Origin of the sequence: Polaromonas sp., from assembly GCF_029945925.1 — a bacterium.
GTDB lineage: Bacteria > Pseudomonadota > Gammaproteobacteria > Burkholderiales > Burkholderiaceae_C > Polaromonas.
Genome location: NZ_JAQSDN010000055.1, coordinates 1 through 18190, shown reverse-complemented (window position 1 = coordinate 18190; position 18190 = coordinate 1). Strand labels below are relative to the sequence as shown.

Here is an 18190-nt window from a genome sequence, read left to right as displayed (position 1 = left end):
TTCTTTTGGCGACGCAAAAGAAAAGTGAGTTGCCGCCGGGCAACCCCCGGCTTGCAGGCAAGCTACAAACAGCAGAGGCAAAGACAGCTTCAACAAGCCCTGTCCAGACAACAGGAGATGCCCCCCAGCCCGGATTGTCTGCAAAGGCAGGAGCGCTCAACATAAAGCCAGCGCCTCCAGACATTGCCGTTTGTGCGCCTCGCCACTGGACGGCTTGATTTCCAGCCCCGGCAAGCGCAGACCGTAATTCAGGCCCAGCCTGTCGGCCTGCAGTACCCAGGCGCACAGCCGCGACAACCGCGCTTCGGTGCCCAGCGAGCCGGCCTGCAGGAAGTCGAGCCAGAGTTCGTGGCGCTGGGCCTGTTGGGTGTCGCGCACCACCAGGCCGTTGCCCTGGTCGTCGGCCTTGGCGGCTTTTTTCCACATGACGAGTTTGAGCGGGTCGCCGCGGCGGTAGCCGCGTACGCCGTCGAACTCGCCGGCGCTTTGCCAGCGGGCCGAGGCGTCGGCGCCGCCCGAGCGCGGCTCGCCGGGTGGCAAGGGGGGCGGGCGCAGCTCCGGCGCCGGGTAGACCAGCATCTGCGCGGCGGGGCGCCAGAGGGTCCAGACGCGAAAGGTGCCGAGCGGAAACCGGGTTTCGGCGGTCAGCGTGGGCAGGCGGTGCAGGCCGCGGCGCTGGGGGGTGAAGGCGACCTGCACCGTGGCGCTGTTCTGCGCCGGCACATCGGTCCAGGCCCAGTGCGGCTGGCCGGTCCCGCCGGGTGCGGCCAGCACGCTGATGCCGATGCCGTACCGCACCGAGCGCCGGCTGTTTGTGAATTTGACGTCAAAAATGGCTGCGGTGCCCGCGAAATGGGCGGGAGGTGCTATCAAATTCATGGCAAGGCCGCGCAGGGTGCCGTGGCACACCTGCATGCCGGTGAGGGCGCTGCCGGCCAGCAGAAAGGTCAGCAGGTAGCCCAGGTTGAGCTGGTAGTTGATGGAGGCGACCAGCAGCACCATCAGCGTGAGCGCCAGCATCAGCCCGGGCCGGGTTGGCAGGATGTAGACATTGCGCTGGGTCAGCAGCACGCTGTCGGTCAGCGGCAGGCGACTTTGCCACCATTGCTGGAAGCGGCCGCGCAGGAATGTGGCCCCCACGCTGGTCGCTTCGCGTACTGCGCTGCCCCCCGAGGGGGCTAATTTCCCTTGGGGCGGCCCGGCGGGAAATTGCTTTTCCACGTTGATCGCATTTTCTCTTCCTGCCGGAGGCTTCATGGCAAGGGCACGGCCTCGATCATGGCGCGCACCTGCTCGACCGAGCCGCGCCCGGCGTCGCTGACCGGGATCAGCCGGTGCGCCACGGTTTGCGGCAGCACGGCCACGATGTCGTCCGGCGCCACGTAGTCGCGCCCGCTCAGAAAGGCCTGGGCTCGCGCGGCGCGGACCAGCGCGATGCCGGCGCGCGGGCTCAGGCCCTGCAAAAACCAGCGGCCCGACCGGGTTGCCGCGATCAGGTCCTGCAGGTAATTGAGCAGGGGTTCCGCCGCATACACCTGCTGCACCTGCTGCTGCAGGTCCAGCAGGTCATGGGGCATGAGCACGGTGGCCAGCTTGTCCACCATGTCGCGGCGGTCGCTGCCACCCAGCAGTTCGCGTTCGGCTGCGCGGTCCGGGTAACCCAGCGAGATGCGCATGTGAAAACGGTCCAGCTGCGACTCGGGCAGGGCGTAGGTGCCCAGCTGGTCGTGCGGGTTCTGGGTGGCAATCACAAAAAACGGCACGGGCAGGGGCCGGGTTTCGCCTTCCACCGTGACCTGCTTTTCTTCCATGGCCTCGAGCAGTGCACTTTGCGTGCGGGGGCTGGCGCGGTTGATCTCGTCGGCCAGCAGCACCTGGGCAAAAATCGGCCCGGGGTGGAACACGAAACTTTCTTTCTGGCGCTCGTAAATCGACACCCCCGTCAGGTCGCTGGGCATCAGGTCGGCGGTGAACTGCACCCGTGAAAACTGCAGTCCGAAGGAACGCGACAGCGCATGCGCCAGCGTGGTTTTGCCGACGCCCGGCACGTCTTCGATCAGCAGGTGCCCGCCGGCCAGCAGGCAGGCGACGCAGTCCTGCACCTGGGCCGGCTTGCCCACAATGACCGTGTTAAGCTGATTCAAAAGCGTTTGAATTTTTTGTTTCGCGTTCATGCCATCAACCTTACCGCAAAATTTCTCCTATGAACGGCACCGCGTACTTCACCCATAAAGACTGCTGGAAACACGAGATGGGTGCGGGCCACCCGGAGTGCCCGGAGCGGCTCGACGCGATTGAAGACCGCCTCCTGATCACCGGCGTCGGCGATGCGCTGGACCGGCGTGAAGCGCCGCTGGCGTCCATCACCGACCTGGAGCTGGCGCATGGCCGCATGCTGATCGCCTCGCTGCGCGGCCTGAGCGACCAGCTCGCCGACGAGATCCTGGCGGGCGGCCCGACCCACTCGCAGATCGACCCCGACACCTCGATGAATGTGCACACCTGGACGGCGGCCCTGCGCGCGGCCGGCGCCACCCTGGCCGCCACCGATGCGGTGCTGGCGGGCGAGGTTGAAAACGCTTTTTGCGCGGTGCGTCCGCCCGGCCACCACGCCTGCCGCGACAAGGCCATGGGTTTCTGTTATTTCAACAACATCGCGGTGGCGGCCAAATACGCACTGGAGCGGCACGGCCTCAAACGCGTGGCGATTGTCGATTTCGACGTGCACCACGGCAACGGCACGGAAGACATCATCCGCGGCGACGACCGCATCCTGATGGTGAGTTTTTTCCAGCACCCGTATTACCCCTATACCGGCGCCGAAACGCAGGCCGCCAACATGGTGAATCTGCCGGTGCCGGCCTACACCAAGGGCATGGACATCCGCGAGCTGATCGAGATGATGTGGATTCCGCGCCTGGAGGAGTTCAAGCCGGAAATGATTTTCATCAGCGCCGGTTTTGACGCCCACCGCGAAGACGACCTGGGCCAGATGGGCCTGACCGAGCAGGACTACGCCTGGATCACCATGCGCCTGAAGGACGTGGCCAAGCGTTACGCCAAGGGCCGCATCGTCTCCTCGCTCGAAGGCGGCTACAACCTGGGCGCGCTGGCTCGCAGTGTGGAGGCGCACATCCGCGTGCTCGCCGATTTATAGACCTGCAGACCCGTCGCTCTTACCTGTCGCTCTTCATACCCTGTAGAGTCCTGCCATGAATGATTCTTCGGCCCCTGTGCTGCATACCCGCGATGACCGCGGCGTGAACTGGCTGACGCTGAACCGTCCCGCCGCCTTCAATACCCTGAGCGAAGAGATGCTGGCCGCCCTGCAGGCCGCGCTGGATGCCGTGGGCGCCGACCCTGCTGCACGCATCGTGGTGCTGGCCGCCGAGGGCAAGGCTTTCTGCGCCGGGCACAACCTCAAGGAAATGCGCGCGCAGCCCGAACTGGCCTATTACCAGAAGCTGTTTGCGCAATGCACCCGCATGATGCTGAGCATCCAGGCCCTGCCGGTGCCGGTGCTGGCCCGGGTGCAGGGGGTGGCCACAGCCGCCGGCTGCCAGCTGGTGGCGCAATGCGACCTGGCGGTGGCCGCCAACCATGCCAGTTTTGGTGTCAACGGCATTGACGTGGGCCTGTTCTGCGCCACACCCAGCGTGCCGCTGGTGCGCAACATCCCCGCCAAGCAGGCCATGGAGATGCTGCTGACCGGCGGCTTCATCAGTGCCGAAGAAGCGCGCGTGCGCGGCCTGGTCAACCGTGTGGTGGCACCCGAGGCGCTGGACGCCGAAATAGAACAGATGCTGCAGGCCATCCTGGCGAAACCGCGCGAGGCGATTGCCATGGGCAAGGCCTTGTTCTACCAGCAACGCGAAACCGGCATCGCGGCCGCCTACCAGCTTGCCGGCCAGACCATGGCCTGCAACATGGTTCACCCGGTGGCGCAGGAGGGCGTGCAGGCCTTCATCGACAAAAGGAAGCCCCAATGGCCGGCCCTGTGAGCTCCCGGGCGGGCGCAGCCCGAATCGATACGCTCGACGAATGGTTTGCGGCCCTGTCCCGGCCCACGACGCTGACCGAGCTGGCGGCGCTGGTCGCCTGCGTGCTGCTGGCCTGGCTGCTGGTGCGGGTGGTCAGTCGCGCCCGCCTCGTGGCCGACGGCAACTCGGTCCTGTTTGGCCGGCGCGTGGTCGACGGCGTGCTGTTTCCGCTGCTGCTGCTGACTTTTGCTTATGCGGCCCAGACCCTGCTGGCGCGGCTGTTCCCCGTGGCCGTGTTCAAGGTGGCGGTTCCTGTGCTGCTGGCGCTGGCGGTGATTCGCCTGGGCGTCAAGGTGCTGCAGGTGGCATTCAAGGAAGCCCCGTTTGTGCGGGCCCTGGAGCGCACCATTTCGTGGCTGGCCTGGCTGGCCATGGTGCTCTGGGTCAGCGGCCTGTTACCGGTGGTACTCGAAGAGCTGGACGACATCAAGTGGAAGGTCGGCAACTCGACCCTGTCGGTGCGCACCATGCTCGAAGGCGCGGTGACGGCCGGGGTGGTGCTCCTGATCACGCTGTGGATTTCCGCGGCGATCGAAACGCGCCTGCTGCGCTCGGCCACCGGCAACGAGCTGTCGCTGCGCAAGGCCGTCAGCAACGCCACCCGCGCGGTGCTGATGTTTGTGGGCCTGCTGATGGCGCTGTCGGCGGTGGGCATCGACCTGACGGCCCTGTCGGTGCTGGGCGGAGCGATCGGTGTGGGCATAGGCTTCGGCCTGCAGAAGCTGGCCGCCAACTACGTCAGCGGCTTTGTGATGCTGGCCGAACGCAGCGTGCGCATCGGCGACAACGTGCGGGTCGACAACTTCGAGGGCCGCATCACCGACATCAACGCGCGTTACACGGTGGTGCGCTCGCTGGGCGGGCGCGAGTCCATCGTGCCCAACGAGATGTTCATCAGCAACCGCATTGAAAACCTCTCCCTGGCCGATTCGCGCGTGCTGCAGTCCACCGTGGTGTCGGTGGGCTACGACAGCGACGTCGAGCTGGTGATGCGTTTGCTGATCGAGGCGGCGCTCGCGCAGGACCGGGTGCTGCGCGACCCCGGCCCGGGGGTCAACCTGACCAATTTCGGGGCCGACGGCCTGGAGTTCACGCTGAACTACTGGATGACGGACCCCGAGAACGGCCAGCAGAACCTGCGCTCGCGCATCAACCTCGCCATCCTGCAGGCCCTGCGCAGCAACGGCATCGAGATTCCTTACCCGCAGCGGGTGATTCACACGCGGGCCCTGCCGGCGCAGGACGTCAAGGCCCCCTGAGGTCTGCCGTGCCGCGCCTGTCCCGGCGCGGCGTTGCCTTCTACTTCATGAAAGAGGGCAGCCAGAGGCTGAGCCCGGGGAAGGCCAGCAGGATGCCCAGTGCCACCACCTGCATGACCACAAAGGGCCAGACGCCGCGGAAGATGGCGTTCAGCCCGACCTTGGGCAGCAGGGTGTTGAGCACAAACAGGTTCATGCCCACGGGCGGCGAGATCAGGCCGATCTGGATCACCATCACGATCAGCACGCCGAACCAGACCGGATCGAACCCCAGCGACACCACAATCGGGAAAAACAGCGGAATGGTCAGCAGCACCATGCTGAGTTCTTCCATCACGGTGCCCAGCAACACGTAAATCACCATCATGGCGGCGACGATCATCACCGGCGACAGGCCCAGGTGGGTGATCCACTCCTTGAGGTCATTGGGCATGGAGGTGAAGTTCATGAAATTGGCAAAAATGGTCGCCGCGATCAGCAATGTGAACAACATGGCCGTGGTGCGCGCCGATTCCACCAGCACCTCGAACGTGGCTTTGACCGTCAACCGGCGCCGCGCCAGTGCAAACAGGAAGGCGCCCGCCGCACCGATGCCCGCTCCCTCGGTGGCGGTGAACACGCCGCCATAAATGCCGCCCAGCACCAGCACCACCAACAGCAACACGCCCCAGATGCCGCGCAAGGCCTTCCAGCGCTCGGACCAGCTTGATTTTTCGGCGGCCGGCGCATGCTCCGGGTCCATGAAGGTCATGAAAACCACGGCCACCATCAGCAGCAGGGCGATCACGATGCCCGGTATCACGCCGGCCGCAAACAGCTTGCCGATGTTGGTTTCGGTCACGATGCCGTAGATCACCAGGATGGTCGAAGGCGGAATCATGATGCCCAGCGTGCCGCCGGCGGCAATCACGCCGGTCGAGAGCGAGTCGCTGTAGCCCAGCCGTTTCATGGACGGGTAGGCGACCTTGCTCATGGTGGCGGCTGTTGCGATCGACGAGCCGCAGATCGCACCAAAACCGGCGCAGGCCGCGATGGTGGCGTGTGCCAGGCCGCCGCGCAGGTGCCCGATGAAGGCGTAGGCGGCATGAAACAGCTCATGGGCCAGCCCGGCGCGCGCAACAAAATTGCCCATCAGGATGAACAGCGGAATCACCGACAGCGTGTAGGCAAAACCGGTTTCGTGCACCACCTGCGCCGTGCTGGCGAGCGCCGGGTACCAGCCGCGTGTCAGGCCCATGCCGACAATGCCGACCAGCCCCATCGCAAAAGCCAGCGGCAGGCGCAGCAGCGCCAGCACGAAAATGGCGGAAAAACCAAGCAGGGCTTCGGTCACAGCGTGACTCCTTCACCCGTGTCGGCATCGGAGGCCGGGCGAAACGCCATGCCCAGGTGGATCACGCCGGCCACGGCGCACAGCAAGGCCATGCCGTAGATAAACGGTGCCTTGAGGATTTTCAGTTGGGCGGTGGTTTCGCCGGTTTCCAGGTACTGGCCGCCGGTTTGCCACATCAGCCAGCCCAGTGCCAGCAACACGGCCCCGCAGATCAGCTGCATCAGGGCGCGCTGCACCTTGCGCACAGCCCCGGGCAGGTAATGGTCCAGCGAGTCGAACACCACATGTTCGCCGCGCAGCGAGACCAGCGGCAGGGCCGCAAAAATCACCACCACCATCAGCAGCTCGGTGAGCTCCAGGGAGCCGGTGATGGAGTTGGAGAGCAGCTTGCGGCCCCCCACGTCAAAAAAAGTCAGCGCCATGATGGCAAACAGGGCCAGGGCAGCCAGCAGGCCGCAGACCCTCTCGATGAGCTTGTTCAATCTATGTGCCTCAATCCATGAAAAAAAGCGCGGCCCTCATTGTCCATGAGGCCGCGCCGGGGCTGGCGTTCGGACGTCAGCCGCTTATTTTTCCTGGCGGGCGATTTCCGCGCGGAACTCGGCCAGCACCTTGGCCGCGTCCTTCAGGCCCTTGGCTTCGGCGTCCTTGACCCACTTCTGTTCCAGCGGGGCGGTCTTGGCCTTGACGTCGGCGACAAAGGCCGCATCTGCCTTGACGACCTGCACGTTGTTGGCCTGCATCAGGCCCATGGCTCGGCGATCCACACGGTCCCAGCCGCGGCCGTAAATGCGCGCAGCCACTTCGCCGGAGATGGCGTCAACGGCTTTCTTCTCGTCGGCCGACAGCTTGTCGTACTTGGCCTGGTTCATCATGAAGACAAAGCTGGTGTTGTACAGGCCGCCGGGAAAGGTGGTGGCGTGTTTGATGATCTTGTCGATCTTGAACGACTCGGTGGACTCGGCCGGGAACAGCGTGCCGTCCATGACGCCGCCGGACAGCAGCTCGTACGAGTCGGGTGCCGGCTTGAGCGTCACGTTCATGCCCAGTGTTTTCGAAATCTCGTTGACCATGCCGCCGCCGACGCGCCACTTCAGGCCGCCCAGCTCGGCCACGTTGGTCACGGGCCGTTTGGTGTTGAACACAATCCCGGGGCCGTGGGTGAAGAACGAGATGACCTTCACGCCCTGGTGTTCCGCCTGGAACTGCGGATTTTTCATGGCCACCTTGTTGAAGGCCACGGAAATCGGCTCGGAGGTGTTGCCCAGGAAGGGGAACTCGGCCATCTGGGTGTAGAGGAAACGGCCCGGAGTGTAGCCGTGCACGGTGTAGGACACGTCGGCCAGGCCGTTCTTGACGGCGTCCATGGTGCCGGGCGCTGCGGTGACGCCGCGCGGCAGGATGTTGCACTTCATCTTGCCGGCGGTGTTTTTCTCCAGCAGGTCGCACCATTCCTTCTGGGCCATGCTCAGGCTGTGGGTCGGCGGCAGCCAGCTGGAAACGGTCAGCACGGTCTGGGCAGAAGCAAGGCCGCTGCAGACAGTGAGCAGGGCGGCGGCAATCGGTTTGATTTTCATAAACACTCCGGACGGTCAGAGGGCTGACCGGATGACTTTGTTGAGGGCTGACTCAGTGGCGGGGTTGCCCTGATTCATTCGGAACACTCACTTTAAGTCAGTGATGGGCGCCAGTCTGTCCATGCTTACCCCAATTAACCGACCCAACGGTCTGTTAATTTGGCGCGCAATTGTCGCCTGGGCAACAGTGCTTTGGGTCGCTGGCTCTAATTCGGGTGCGAGGGGTCTTTATAATGAAATAGAACGATCGTTCTTTTTTATTCTGTCCTGTCGGCGCGCCTCACTCCCCAAAGCCTGTGCTTCAGGAAGGCGGGCAGCCGCAGCATAGAATCGAGTGCTTTACGTACACGTCAATTCAATCAACTCTGGAGTCCTGCATGAAGGTCTTGGTACCCGTCAAACGCGTTGTGGATTACAACGTCAAAGTCCGCGTCAAATCCGATGGCACCGGTGTCGATATCGCCAACGTCAAGATGAGCATGAACCCGTTTGACGAGATCGCCGTCGAAGAGGCCACCCGGCTCAAGGAAAAAGGTGTGGTGACCGAGGTGATCGCCGTCAGCTGCGGCGTGGCGCAATGCCAGGAAACCCTGCGCACGGCCATGGCCATTGGCGCCGACCGGGCCATCCTGGTGGAAACTCTAGAGGAGCTGCAGCCGCTGGCGGTGGCCAAGCTGCTCAAGGCCCTGGTGGACAAGGAGCAGCCGCAACTGGTGATCCTGGGCAAGCAGGCGATTGACGACGACTGCAACCAGACCGGCCAGATGCTGGCCGCCCTGCTGGGCTGGCCGCAGGCGACGTTTGCCTCCAAGGTCGATGTGGCCGACGGCAAGGCCGTGGTCATGCGCGAAGTTGACGGCGGCATGGAAACCCTGAGCTTGAGCCTGCCGGCCATCATCACCACCGACCTGCGCCTGAACGAGCCGCGCTACGTGACCCTGCCCAACATCATGAAGGCCAAGAAAAAGCAGCTCGACAACGTCAAGCCCGAAGAGCTCGGCGTCGATGTCAAGCCGCGCATCAAGACCCTCAAGGTCAGCGAGCCGCCCAAGCGCAGCGCCGGCATCAAGGTGCCCGACGTCGCCACGCTGGTGGACAAGCTCCGCAACGAAGCCAAGGTCATTTAACAACCACGGCTGTTTTTGCGGGCCTGACCCGCAATCCATGCGGGTGCGCCACCATGGATCCCGGATCAAGTCCGGGATGACAGCAGTCAAAAAAATCAGGAGCTACTTATGACATCCCTCGTCATCGCAGAACACGACAACGCCAGCATCCGTCCCGCCACCCTCAACACCGTCACCGCTGCCGCCCAGTGCGGCGGCGAGGTGCATGTGCTGGTGGCCGGCCTGAATGCCGATGCCGCCGCCCAGGCCGCCAGCCAGATTGCTGGCGTGGCCAAGGTCATCCACGTGGACGGCGCCCACTTCGAACACGGTCTGGCCGAGAACATGGCCGCCCAGGTCATCGCGCTGGCCGGCAGCTACTCGCACATCCTGTTCCCCGCCACGGCCTCGGGCAAGAACATTGCGCCGCGTGTGGCGGCCTTGCTGGACGTCGGCCAGATCTCCGACATCACCAAGGTCGATGCGGTCGATACCTTCGAGCGCCCGATCTACGCCGGCAATGCGATTGCCATCGTGCAGAGTTCGGACGCGACCAAGGTCATCACCGTGCGCACCACGGGTTTTGATGCGGCGGCGGCCACCGGTGGCTCTGCCGGGGTGGAAACTGTGAGCGGTGTCGCCGACAGTGGCAGGACGGTGTTTGTCGGCAGCGAAATCGCCAAGAGCGACCGCCCCGAATTGACCGCCGCCAAGATCATCGTCAGCGGCGGCCGCGCCCTGGGCAGTGCCGAAAAATTCAACGAGGTCATGACACCCCTGGCCGACAAGCTCGGTGCCGCGCTTGGTGCCTCGCGCGCCGCGGTCGATGCCGGTTATGCGCCCAACGACTGGCAGGTTGGCCAGACCGGCAAGATCGTCGCGCCGCAGCTTTATATCGCCGCCGGCATCAGTGGCGCGATCCAGCATCTGGCCGGCATGAAGGACAGCAAGGTGATTGTGGCGATCAACAAGGACGCCGAGGCGCCGATCTTCAGCGTGGCCGACTACGGCCTGGAGGCGGACTTGTTTGTGGCCGTGCCCGAGCTGGTTGCCGCGCTTTAAGACTAAAAATATGTCATGGCGGACCTGATCCGGGATCCATGCTGGTGCGCCACCATGGATCCCGGATCAAGCCCGGGATGACAATACCCTGGAGACACGACATGAGCTACAAAGCCCCCCTCAAGGACATGCTGTTTGACATCAAACACCTGGCCGACATCGATGCGGTGGCGCAGATTCCGGGCTTTGAAGAAGCCGGCTTTGACACCGCGCAGGCCGTGCTCGAAGAATGTGCCAAGTTCAACGAAGGCGTGTTGTCTCCGCTGAACTGGGAGGGCGACAAGAACCCGTCGAGCTGGAAAGACGGCGTGGTCACCACCACGCCCGGCTTCAAGGACGCCTACAAGCAGTATGCCGAAGGCGGCTGGCAGGGCTTGCAGCACCCGCTCGACTTCGGCGGCCAGGGCCTGCCCAAAACGATAGGCGCCGCCTGCGGCGAGATGCTCAACTCGGCCAACATGAGTTTTGCGCTGTGCCCGCTGCTCAGCGACGGCGCGATCGAGGCGCTGCTGACGGCCGGCTCGGACGAGCTCAAGGCGGTCTACCTGGAGAAGCTGGTGAGCGGGAAGTGGACCGGCACCATGAACCTGACCGAGCCGCAGGCCGGTTCGGACCTGGCCATGGTGCGCAGCCGCGCCGAGCCGCAGCCCGACGGGACCTACAAGGTGTTCGGCACCAAGATTTTCATCACCTACGGTGAACACGACATGGCCGAAAACATCGTGCACCTGGTGCTGGCACGTGTGACCGGCGCGCCCGAAGGCGTCAAGGGCATCAGCCTGTTTGTCGTGCCCAAGTTCATGGTCGGCAAGGACGGCGCCCTCGGTGCGCGCAACGACGTGCACTGCGTGAGCATCGAACACAAACTTGGCATCAAGGCCAGCCCGACCGCCGTGCTGCAGTACGGCGACCACGGCGGCGCGGTGGGCTACATCGTCGGCCAGGAAAACCGCGGCCTCGAATACATGTTCATCATGATGAACTCGGCGCGTTACGCCGTGGGCATGCAGGGCATTGCGATTGCCGAGCGCGCTTACCAGAAGGCCGTGACCTTTGCGAAAGACCGTGTGCAGAGCCGTCCCGTCGATGGTTCCATCGCCGCCAGCGCGCCCATCATCCACCACCCTGACGTCAAGCGCATGCTGATGACCATGCGCGCCTACACCGAAGGCTGCCGCGCGATGGCTTCGGTGGCTGCGGCCGCTTACGATGCCTCGCACCACCACCCGGATGCGGACGTGCGCAAGCAGAACCAGGCGTTCTACGAATACATGGTGCCTCTCGTCAAGGGTTACAGCACCGAGATGAGCCTGGAAGTCACCTCGCTGGGCGTGCAGGTGCACGGCGGCATGGGCTTCATCGAGGAAACCGGCGCGGCGCAGTATTACCGCGACGCCAAGATCCTGACGATTTACGAAGGCACGACGGCCATCCAGGCCAACGACCTGGTCGGCCGCAAGACCGCGCGTGATGGCGGCCAGACGGCCAAGGCGATCGCTGCGCAGATCGAAACCACCGAGGCGCAGTTGCTCAAGCAGGGCGGCGCCGCAGCGAAGACCGTGGCCAGACGCCTGAAGGCGGCGCGCGAGGCTTTTGTGGATGTGGTGAACTTCGTTGCCGGCAACACGAAGGCTTCACCCAATGCCGTGTTTGCAGGCAGCGTGCCTTACCTGATGCTGGCCGGCAACATGGTCGCCGGCTGGCAGATGGCGCGTTCGCTGCTGGTGGCCGAAGAACATCTTGCCCGTGGTGAAGACACCGCCTTCATGCAGGCCAAGATCACCACCGCGGTGTTCTACGCCGACCATCTGCTGAGCAAGGCGCCCGGCATCCGCGACAGCATTGTCGAAGGGGCCGACAGCGTCACCGCGCTGGCGCTGGAGGCTTTTTAGGCCGGCCCTGATCCGTTATTGAGCTGCTATTGATTTGATAGCTGTTGTCGCCCGATTGACAAGGGCCAGGCTCGCTTTTCGCTCAAAATCTGACAAGAACCATCACCGGAGACACCATGTCCAGACTTCCCGCCCCGCTGAACGCGTTGCCGCTGCCCATCATCGGCTCGCCGCTGTTCATCATCAGCAATCCCAAGCTGGTGATTGCCCAGTGCATCGCCGGGGTGGTCGGCGCCATGCCCTCGCTCAACGCGCGTCCGGCGTCACAGCTCGACGAGTGGCTGGCCGAGATCACCGAGACGCTGGCGGCCTACAACCTGGCCCATCCCGACAAGCCGGCCGCGCCGTTTGCGATCAACCAGATCGTGCACAAGTCCAACGAACGGCTGGAGCACGACATGGAAATGTGCGTGAAGTACAAGGTGCCCATCTACATCACCTCGCTGGGCGCGCGCGAGGACATCAACGCCGCGGCACACAGCTACGGCGGCGTCGTGTTGCACGACATCATCAACAACAAATTTGCCCACAAGGCGATTGAAAAGGGCGCCGACGGCCTGGTGGCGGTGGCTGCCGGCGCCGGCGGCCATGCGGGCGTGAAAAGCCCGTTTGCGCTGATCCAGGAAATCCGCCAGTGGTTCGACGGCCCGGTCGCACTGTCGGGTGCCATCTCCACCGGCGGTGCGGTGCTGGCTGCCCAGGCTTGTGGAGCAGACTTCGCCTACATCGGCTCGGCCTTCATCGCCACCGAGGAAGCGCGAGCGTCCGACGCCTACAAGCAGGCCATCGTGGACAGCAGTTCCGACGACATCGTCTACAGCAACTTGTTTACCGGCGTGCACGGGAACTACCTGGCCCCGTCAATACGCGCGGCGGGCATGGACCCCGACAACCTGCCCGAGAGCGACCCGAGCAAGATGAACTTCGGCGGCGACAAGTCCAAGGCCTGGAAAGACATCTGGGGCTGCGGCCAGGGCATTGGCGCGATCAGCAAGGTGCAGAGCACGGCCGACTTTGTCGCGCAACTCAAGCGCGAGTACCAGGAAGCGCGCCAAAGGGTCTGCGCTTATTGATGTTTTCGTAAGTCATGACACCACACCGTTCGGGCTGAGCCTGTCGAAGCCTGTCATGATTTATGGAAGTCTTAACAAGCTTTCCGTTGCATGAAACCGCCGGTCGCTGCCCTGACACCGTCCGCGCAGCGCCTGCCCGGCATTGATGCCCTGAAGGCGCTGGGCTGTGTGCTGATCGTCTGGCACCACCTGGCGTTCTACGGGCCCATGAGCGACGTGGTCCACACGGCGGCCCCAAGGATGATGAACTGGCTTTACGACTACGCGCGCATGGCGGTGCAGGTGTTTCTGGTGGTGGGCGGTTTTCTGGCCGCCAGCGTGCTGGCGCCCCAGGGCGTTGCCGTGTTCCGGCAGCCCGGCCGCCTGATCCTGCGCCGCTACCAGCGGCTGGCGTTGCCCCTCTTCGTGGCCCTGGCCGTCACCACGCTGGTCGCGGCGCTGGTGCGGCCGTGGCTGCCGCATCCCTCGGTGCCCGACATGCCTGCTGTCTGGCAGGTGCTGGCCCATGTGTTCCTGCTGCAGGACATCGTGGGACAGGAGGCCCTGTCGGCGGGCATCTGGTACGTGGCGATTGATTTCCAGCTGTTCATGATGGCTGTGCTGCTGTTCACGCTGGCCAGCTACGCCCACAGGCGCTGGCCCGGCCTGCCGGCGCAGGCCGGGGTGGGGGCGGTGCTGGGGCTGGCGGCCGCGTCCCTGGCGGTGTTCAACCGGCACACGGCGCTGGACATGACGGGGCTGTATTTCTTTGGCGCTTACGCCCTGGGCATGCTGGCCTGGTGGGCATCGCACAGCCCCCGGCCGGCGCGCTGGCTGCTGGCCATCGTGGTGCTGGGCGTGCTCGCGCTGGTGCTCGACTTCCGGGGCCGGCTGCTGGTGGCGCTGGTGGTGGCTCTGGGGTTGGTGGCGCTGCAGCGCCGTTGGCCGCTGGCCCGCTGGCTGGAGGCAGCGTGGTTGCTGCAGCTCGGCCAGATGTCCTACTCGGTGTTCCTGATTCACTTTGCCGTGTGTCTGGCGGTCAATGCCGTGGTCAGCCAGCTCTGGCCCACGCAGGTGGCGGCCAATGCGCTGGGCATGCTGGCGGCCTTCGGCCTGTCGCTGCTGGCGGGCCACGGGCTGTACCTGGGCGTGGAGGCGCGGCGCCGGCCGGCGCGTGTGCCGCCCGGGGTGGGTGTCAGTGCCCCCTGAATCTTTTTTTAATGAAAAGTGCTTCCTGCCCTTGAAGGGCGGGCGCAAGCTGCTATTGAATAAGTAGCGTTTCAGGCTGCGGTGGCTGGCGGCTGGCAGGACGGCAGCGGAGTAACTATACTGTTTATTTGAACAGTATTGTCTGCCCGCTCCCATGACCGAAGTCACCATTCCCCTGCACGCCATCAAGGGCCGCGGCACGGCCACGCGCCTGGCCCACCGGTTCGAGAAGGACGCGCGGGCCGCTTATGACGACGGCTGGGGCACGCTGGAAGAAGCGGCCGGAAATCAGGCGCCGATAGCGACCGAGGTGGTGTTCGAGGACGCACGCAGCGCCATCTGCCGCAATGATTCGCCCGACATCTACTTCGACTATTCGGTCAACCCCTACCGCGGCTGCGAACACGGCTGTATCTACTGTTACGCGCGGCCGACACACAGCTACCTCAACCTCTCGCCGGGCCTGGACTTTGAAACAAAAATCATCGCCAAGCGCAACATCGCCGCCATGCTGCGCGCCGACCTGGGCAAACGCAGCTATGTGCCCAAGCTGATCAACATCGGCTCGGCCACCGATTGTTACCAGCCGGTCGAGCGTGAGCTGCGCCTGACACGCGGCCTGATCGAGCTGATGCAGGAAGTGCGGCACCCGCTGGCGCTGGTCACCAAGTCCAGCGGCGTGGAGCGCGACCTGGACCTGCTGGCGCCCATGGCGGCCCAACATCTGGCGGCGGTCTACGTGACCATCACCACACTGGACGGCGAACTTGCCCGCAAGCTGGAGCCGCGCGCGGCCGCGCCGCACCGGCGCCTGCGCACCATCCGGGCGCTGGCCGACGCGGGTGTTCCTGTGGGTGTGAGTGTGGCCCCGCAAATCCCGTTCGTGAACGACGACATGGAGCAGGTGCTGCAGGCCGCTTTTGAGGCCGGCGCGCGCACCGCGTTTTACACCGTGGTCCGCCTGCCCTGGGAAGTGGCGCCGCTGTTCAAGCAGTGGCTGGCGCTGCATTACCCGCAGCGTGCGGACCGCATCATGGCGCGTATTCAGGAGATGCGCGGCGGCAAGGACTATGACAGCGACTTCGCCGCACGCATGAAAGGCAGCGGCCTGTGGGCTGACCTGATCAAACAGCGTTTTGAAAAAACCTGCCACCGGCTGGGCCTGAACCGGCAGCGTGTCGAACTGGACCTGAGCCAGTTCCGGCCGCAACCTGTGTCAGGGCAGGGCAGTCTTTTTTGAAAACGGTGACTGGCCCTGGAAGAGATCGGAATTTTTCTGCCCAGGTGCCTTGCTAACGCTCATCGCACAGCAGGCGATTCAATTCCTCTTTAACCACGGCATAACATTCACACGCGTTGGTTTCAAGTCCTGCCCGGTCAAGCACCGTGATGTGGCCACGCCGATAACTGATAAGACCGGCATGCTGCAGTTTCCTGGCGGCTTCGGTTACGCCTTCCCGGCGCACGCCGAGCATGTTGGCGACCTGTTCCTGCGTCACGATCAACTCGTGCGAGGGGGCTCTATCAAGGGCCATGAGTAGCCAGCGGCAGAGCTGCTGCTCCACGACATGGTGCCGATTGCAGGCGGCGGTCTGCATCATCTGCGTCAGGAGCGCCTGGGTATATCGCAGCAACAAACGCTGCATCTCCCCACCGCGACTGAATTCCTGTGCCAGCAAGTGGCGACCCAGCCGGTAGGCATGGCCTGCGGTCTGCACCACGGCTGTGCTGGGCGTGGTGTTTCCCCCGAGGAACAGTGAAACGCCGACCATGCCTTCATTGCCCACGCCCGCGGCTTCGGCTGTCGCGCCTGATGTCATGACGTAGTGCAGCGACACGATGGCGGTGGTGGGGAAGTAAGCGTGCAGCAACTGCCCGCCAGGCTCGTAAAGAACATCGCCAAGCAGCAGTGGAACCCGTTCCAGATGTGCAACCAAGGGCTCCAGTTGGGCCGACGGCAGGGTCGCCAGAAGATGATTCTGCCGCGGGTTGTGGGAAGGTGAAACGGGTAATGACATTAATGAACGGCGTGTGACTGCTTTCCTTGGCGTGTTATGGTTTGGCGGTTGTTTCCACTCCGATGCCGCGAAAACCGATGAAGCGGCAGGCGCTGTCAAACATCGGCTCTCCGCTCACCCGAAACTGCTGTACCGAGCCGTCGGTGACGCGGCTGAACGGGAAATCAATAAACGGTTGCCGGGCTGCGATCTTGGCCTGAAGCATTCTTCGTTCCGTCTCATCCCAGCCGGTGATCTCTTCGTCGGTCTGTTCGCCAAAAAATGCGGTCACCCGGATTCCCAGAATCTCCACAACCGGGCCAGACACGGTGGTGAATTCCCCGGTAGCGTTCTGCTCCCAGTACCAGTCAGAGGCCAGCTCGGTCAGGCTGCGAAAGCGGGCTTCACTCTCGCCCAGTTTGGCGGTGCGATCCTGCACCGTCTGTTCCAGAACCTTGTTGTAGTCCTCGAGCTTCTTGTACAGCAGCCTAACTTCCAGCATGTTGTGAATGCGCGTCTTGACTTCGAGCAGGTCAAACGGTTTGCTGATGAAATCCTTGGCGCCAGACTGCAGCGCGCGCAATTTGTGACCCGGTTCGGCAGTCAGCACGATGACCGGAAGGTACCTGTCGGCTTCGTTTTTCTTGAGCCCTTCCATGACCTGGAATCCATCCATGCCGGGCATCTTGAGGTCGAGCAAAATCAGGTCGTAGTGGTTTTTGGCATGCAGGCCGCAAACCTTCTCCGGGTTCATCGTTGAGGCAACGCGGGTGTAGCCCGCCCCAATCAGCAGTTGCTCAAGCAGTTGCACATTGGCGAGCTGATCGTCAACAATCAGGATGTTGGCGTCAAGAATATCGGTGGTGGTAAGCACTGGAGTTTTCCTCTTTCCCTTTTTATGGATGCGAGTGGGCTTCAACCCGCGCAATTTCCATAATTTTTTCAGCGATCTCTTCTGGCGAAAGAACAAAGTCGATGCAGCCACTGGCAATGGCGCTTTTCGGCATGTCGGGCTCGGTCGCTGTGCTGAGTTTTTGCGCGATGGTGATGCCGCCTGCATCCTTGATGCCGCACAGCGCGGCGGCCCCGTCCCCGTCGTAGCCGGAGACAATCACGGCAATCAGCTTGCCGTCCCAGCAATCGGTCAGTGAACGTAAAAAAACGGTGATGACATCAGGCCAACCCCGGGGCTTGGATATTGGCTTGAGAAGGAACACGCCATCGCCGACATGCAGATCCCGATTGGCGGGGATGATATATACACGGTTAGGCTCGATCAGCAGGCTTTCCGTGATGAGATCAACCGGCATGGTTGTGAAGGGGGGGAGAACTTCATGAAGTTGAGTCGGCATGGTGGTGATGTGGTTCACGATGACGATAGCCACCCCCATGTCAGCCCGAAGATTTTTCAACAGCCGGATATAGGCGTCGAGGCCGCCGGCCGAACCGCCGACGCAAACAATAGGAAATTGCTTCACTGAAAACTCCTTGTGATGGGTCTGATGTGGCATTCAAAAAGTCCGCTCGTCAACCATCAGTAGGGTGGCTTTGCCGCTACCGGATTCAGTCACTGCCATTTTATTTCCTTTTTGGCAGTGGGACCAGATACAGCCTTGTCCAACGAGGTATGAGCCTGAAGGAGGCGCGTATTTCCAACGAAAAA

At 63.4% G+C, this 18190-nt stretch carries 17 protein-coding genes; 9 read left to right on the top strand and 8 right to left on the bottom strand.

Annotated elements, in window-relative coordinates; genetic code table 11:
* Positions 1–156: 156 nt before the first annotated feature.
* Entirely contained in the window at positions 157–1140 is a 984-nt protein-coding gene (locus PSV40_RS19305) for a DUF58 domain-containing protein (protein ID WP_300540933.1), read from the bottom strand.
* A 113-nt stretch (positions 1141–1253) separates the two neighbouring features.
* On the bottom strand, positions 1254–2174 hold the full coding sequence (locus PSV40_RS19300) for a MoxR family ATPase (protein WP_300518708.1): 921 nt from the start codon (positions 2172–2174) through the stop codon (positions 1254–1256).
* Between the two features lie 29 nt (positions 2175–2203).
* On the opposite strand from PSV40_RS19300, the gene PSV40_RS19295 reads away from it, so the two are divergent.
* From PSV40_RS19295 to PSV40_RS19285, 3 genes are read left to right on the top strand one after another with little or no spacing between them, the layout of a single operon-like run.
* The gene (locus PSV40_RS19295) at positions 2204–3157 is read left to right on the top strand and encodes a histone deacetylase family protein (RefSeq protein ID WP_300540931.1); all 954 of its coding nucleotides are present in this window, start codon (positions 2204–2206) and stop codon (positions 3155–3157) included.
* Positions 3158–3212: 55 nt separating this feature from the next.
* Complete coding sequence (locus PSV40_RS19290) at positions 3213–4001, top strand: enoyl-CoA hydratase (protein WP_300540929.1); 789 nt, start codon at positions 3213–3215, stop codon at positions 3999–4001.
* Complete coding sequence (locus PSV40_RS19285; RefSeq protein WP_300540927.1) at positions 3986–5299, top strand: mechanosensitive ion channel domain-containing protein; 1314 nt, start codon at positions 3986–3988, stop codon at positions 5297–5299. Before PSV40_RS19290 ends, PSV40_RS19285 begins: the two co-directional genes overlap by 16 nt.
* A 40-nt stretch (positions 5300–5339) precedes the next feature.
* Here the strand turns inward: PSV40_RS19285 and PSV40_RS19280 are convergent, their stop codons facing one another.
* The 3 genes from PSV40_RS19280 to PSV40_RS19270 all read right to left on the bottom strand — a co-directional run bounded on the left by PSV40_RS19280 (position 5340) and on the right by PSV40_RS19270 (position 8209).
* On the bottom strand, positions 5340–6632 hold the full coding sequence (locus PSV40_RS19280) for a TRAP transporter large permease (RefSeq protein ID WP_300540925.1): 1293 nt from the start codon (positions 6630–6632) through the stop codon (positions 5340–5342).
* Positions 6629–7114 carry a TRAP transporter small permease gene (locus PSV40_RS19275; protein ID WP_300540923.1) on the bottom strand — a complete coding sequence of 162 codons (486 nt, stop codon included), beginning with the start codon at positions 7112–7114 and terminating at the stop codon, positions 6629–6631. Before PSV40_RS19275 ends, PSV40_RS19280 begins: the two co-directional genes overlap by 4 nt.
* Before the next feature lie 84 nt (positions 7115–7198).
* Complete coding sequence (locus PSV40_RS19270; protein ID WP_300540921.1) at positions 7199–8209, bottom strand: TRAP transporter substrate-binding protein; 1011 nt, start codon at positions 8207–8209, stop codon at positions 7199–7201.
* 377 nt (positions 8210–8586) lie between these two features.
* Here PSV40_RS19270 and PSV40_RS19265 point away from each other — a divergent pair, with 377 nt between their 5' ends.
* The 6 genes from PSV40_RS19265 (at position 8587) to PSV40_RS19240 (ending at position 15770) form a co-directional block, all read left to right on the top strand.
* The gene (locus PSV40_RS19265) at positions 8587–9336 is read left to right on the top strand and encodes an electron transfer flavoprotein subunit beta/FixA family protein (RefSeq protein WP_300540920.1); all 750 of its coding nucleotides are present in this window, start codon (positions 8587–8589) and stop codon (positions 9334–9336) included.
* 108 nt (positions 9337–9444) lie between these two features.
* Positions 9445–10377 (top strand): electron transfer flavoprotein subunit alpha/FixB family protein, encoded by a 933-nt coding sequence (locus PSV40_RS19260; RefSeq protein ID WP_300540918.1) that lies wholly within the window; start codon positions 9445–9447, stop codon positions 10375–10377.
* A 101-nt stretch (positions 10378–10478) separates the two neighbouring features.
* The gene (locus tag PSV40_RS19255) at positions 10479–12269 is read left to right on the top strand and encodes an acyl-CoA dehydrogenase (RefSeq protein ID WP_300540916.1); all 1791 of its coding nucleotides are present in this window, start codon (positions 10479–10481) and stop codon (positions 12267–12269) included.
* A gap of 116 nt (positions 12270–12385) precedes the next feature.
* Positions 12386–13342 (top strand): nitronate monooxygenase family protein, encoded by a 957-nt coding sequence (locus PSV40_RS19250; RefSeq protein ID WP_300540914.1) that lies wholly within the window; start codon positions 12386–12388, stop codon positions 13340–13342.
* A 90-nt stretch (positions 13343–13432) separates the two neighbouring features.
* The gene (locus PSV40_RS19245) at positions 13433–14530 is read left to right on the top strand and encodes an acyltransferase (RefSeq protein WP_300540912.1); all 1098 of its coding nucleotides are present in this window, start codon (positions 13433–13435) and stop codon (positions 14528–14530) included.
* A 154-nt stretch (positions 14531–14684) separates the two neighbouring features.
* Positions 14685–15770, top strand: a complete 1086-nt coding sequence (locus PSV40_RS19240) for a PA0069 family radical SAM protein (protein ID WP_300540910.1) — start codon at positions 14685–14687, stop codon at positions 15768–15770.
* A 52-nt stretch (positions 15771–15822) separates the two neighbouring features.
* On the opposite strand, the gene PSV40_RS19235 is transcribed toward PSV40_RS19240, so the two are convergent.
* From PSV40_RS19235 to PSV40_RS19225, 3 genes are read right to left on the bottom strand one after another with little or no spacing between them, the layout of a single operon-like run.
* On the bottom strand, positions 15823–16548 hold the full coding sequence (locus PSV40_RS19235; RefSeq protein WP_300540908.1) for a Crp/Fnr family transcriptional regulator: 726 nt from the start codon (positions 16546–16548) through the stop codon (positions 15823–15825).
* 34 nt (positions 16549–16582) lie between these two features.
* A complete protein-coding gene (locus tag PSV40_RS19230) occupies positions 16583–17446 on the bottom strand; it encodes a response regulator (protein ID WP_366915050.1) in 864 nt (287 codons plus the stop codon).
* Positions 17424–18005: a chemotaxis protein CheB gene (locus PSV40_RS19225; protein ID WP_300540906.1), complete on the bottom strand. Its 582-nt coding sequence runs from the start codon at positions 18003–18005 to the stop codon at positions 17424–17426. The genes PSV40_RS19230 and PSV40_RS19225 overlap by 23 nt, the downstream gene beginning before the upstream one ends.
* Positions 18006–18190 lie beyond the last annotated feature (185 nt).

What these genes read in the sequence shown, in the direction of transcription:
- PSV40_RS19300 (WP_300518708.1), bottom strand. Translation starts at nt 2,174, where the DNA reads ATGAACGCGAAACAAAAAATTCAAACGCTTTTGAATCAGCTTAACACG.
- PSV40_RS19295 (WP_300540931.1), top strand. Translation starts at nt 2,204, where the DNA reads ATGAACGGCACCGCGTACTTCACCCATAAAGACTGCTGGAAACACGAG.
- PSV40_RS19290 (WP_300540929.1), top strand. Translation starts at nt 3,213, where the DNA reads ATGAATGATTCTTCGGCCCCTGTGCTGCATACCCGCGATGACCGCGGC.
- PSV40_RS19285 (WP_300540927.1), top strand. Translation starts at nt 3,986, where the DNA reads ATGGCCGGCCCTGTGAGCTCCCGGGCGGGCGCAGCCCGAATCGATACG.
- PSV40_RS19270 (WP_300540921.1), bottom strand. Translation starts at nt 8,209, where the DNA reads ATGAAAATCAAACCGATTGCCGCCGCCCTGCTCACTGTCTGCAGCGGC.
- PSV40_RS19265 (WP_300540920.1), top strand. Translation starts at nt 8,587, where the DNA reads ATGAAGGTCTTGGTACCCGTCAAACGCGTTGTGGATTACAACGTCAAA.
- PSV40_RS19260 (WP_300540918.1), top strand. Translation starts at nt 9,445, where the DNA reads ATGACATCCCTCGTCATCGCAGAACACGACAACGCCAGCATCCGTCCC.
- PSV40_RS19255 (WP_300540916.1), top strand. Translation starts at nt 10,479, where the DNA reads ATGAGCTACAAAGCCCCCCTCAAGGACATGCTGTTTGACATCAAACAC.
- PSV40_RS19250 (WP_300540914.1), top strand. Translation starts at nt 12,386, where the DNA reads ATGTCCAGACTTCCCGCCCCGCTGAACGCGTTGCCGCTGCCCATCATC.
- PSV40_RS19245 (WP_300540912.1), top strand. Translation starts at nt 13,433, where the DNA reads ATGAAACCGCCGGTCGCTGCCCTGACACCGTCCGCGCAGCGCCTGCCC.
- PSV40_RS19240 (WP_300540910.1), top strand. Translation starts at nt 14,685, where the DNA reads ATGACCGAAGTCACCATTCCCCTGCACGCCATCAAGGGCCGCGGCACG.
- PSV40_RS19235 (WP_300540908.1), bottom strand. Translation starts at nt 16,548, where the DNA reads ATGTCATTACCCGTTTCACCTTCCCACAACCCGCGGCAGAATCATCTT.